Source organism: Psychrobacter sp., from assembly GCF_035469765.1.
In the GTDB taxonomy this organism is placed as follows: Bacteria; Pseudomonadota; Gammaproteobacteria; order Pseudomonadales; family Moraxellaceae; genus Psychrobacter.
In genome coordinates, this window is the sequence record NZ_DATIRM010000388.1 from 1 (window position 1) to 1,881 (window position 1,881).

1 protein-coding gene is annotated in these 1,881 nt (G+C 44.9%); it reads right to left on the reverse strand.

What is annotated here, in order from left to right; all coding sequences use genetic code 11:
* Positions 1 to 1,881: chemotaxis protein CheA (locus VLN09_RS10795; protein ID WP_325246399.1), on the reverse strand; the 1,881-nt coding region annotated here is incomplete at both ends.

Below are 1,881 nucleotides of genomic sequence, written 5' to 3' on the forward strand. Positions count from 1 at the left end.
GCACCAAAGGTATGGCATAGTAACGATCGGCTGCTCGAACTACCAAAGCATCAGACACAGCTACCGTTAATGGTACACGGATGGTAAAGCTCGATCCTTTTCCAAGCTCTGATAGCACTGATACTGAGCCGCCTAGCTGACGAATCTCACTGATAACAACGTCCATACCGACGCCGCGCCCTGATATCTGCGTGACCTGTTTGCTGGTACTAAGACCGGCATTAAATATATATTGCATGATATCAAGGTCGCTAAGATTCCTATCTTTGGCGTCAATCAAACCCTGAGAGATGGCTTTTTCACGTACGGCTTCTACGTCAATCCCTTGTCCATCGTCATTTAGTAAAATGACAATTTCACTTCCTTCACGTAGTACTTCTAGCGTGATTTGACCACTGCGCTCTTTACCTGCTGCCAGCCTTGCTGCCACATTTTCGATACCATGATCGACTGCGTTACGTAACATGTGCTCAAGCGGTGAAGTGATGCGTTCTAGGATAGTTCTGTCCATCTCATCATCAGCATTGATAATTTTTAACTCAACCGATTTGTTCAGCTCATTAGCCGTTTGACGGACGATACGCTCAAGCCTTGGTGTTAATCGCGTGAAAGGCACCATACGTGAGTTCATTAAGCCATCTTGGAGCTCAGTCTGTGTCCGCGATAACTGGAGCAATAGACTTTCACTATCACGCGTTTTTTCTAATAAAGTATGGTTAATATCAACCAAGTCCGATGCCGACTCTGACAAAGATTTTGACAACTGATTTAAAGAGGAATACTGATCCATCTCTAGCGGGTCAAAGCCTTCATGATTGACTAATTCTTCATCAATTTGCGATAAAATCTGTGCTTCAAGCTCGAACTCCATTCGGCGTAACTGATCGGCTAGCCGCTGTACGGTGGTTCCCATCTCTTCAATACTGTTGGTCAAGCTACTGATACCCATATCGATACGAGCACGGTTAATTGCCGACTCGCCCGACAGATTAATCATATGCTCAATCAAACCACCTGAGATACGAATCATCTCGTTATTATTGGCATTTTGCTCTTGCTCATTAGCATCGCTGACCATCAGCGGCATGGCGCTGATATCTTTTTGGATATAGGTGGTTTCTTGATTTTCTTTGGCAATTAAAATCGCGTCACGCTGAGGCTGCAGGGTTTCTTTTGGTATCTGCTTTAAGCTATCAGGATTTTTACTAAATTGCTTTAATGCCTCAATCAACAAGCTCGGCGTTGGCGGATTAACCTGCTGTGAGAGGATAAACACCGCGTCTGCAAGCCAATCATGACAAGCCGTCAATAGCTCTAATACCTTTTTTGTCGCCGGTCGGCGTCGATCAACAAAGTCTTGATAAACCGACTCCATTTCATGAGCTAGGTCAGCGATACCACTGGCCGTGACCATACGTGCACCGCCTTTTAGGGTATGCAAGTCACGCTGTAGTGCTTGCAGTGCAATCATATCACCAACATCGCTTAAGAATAACTGTAGATATTCATTACGGTTGGTGAGCGCTTCAGCTTCTTCTAAGAACACCTCTAAAATATCAGGATCAGGTAAGCCATGTGCCCATGATTGCTTGATGATTCTATCTAAGCTTAAGGTATCTGGCGCGTTTGCCACACGTTGGTTATATTCATTGGCAAAGACTTGCGGTACCGCTGCTGCATGGTTTTTTGGCATAGGTACAATAAGCTGTACCGTTTCTGGCAATGCTGGCGCTTTTACAAACTGTTGTAATTGCTCTACTAGCTCATGGGCAAAAAACGATTTTTGATACCGTACAATATGCGCCACTTGCAGCGACAAGGTATCTTGTACCATTTGCATAATTTCAAGCCACTGCGCGGTCGGCTCGCGTTTAGATTCTA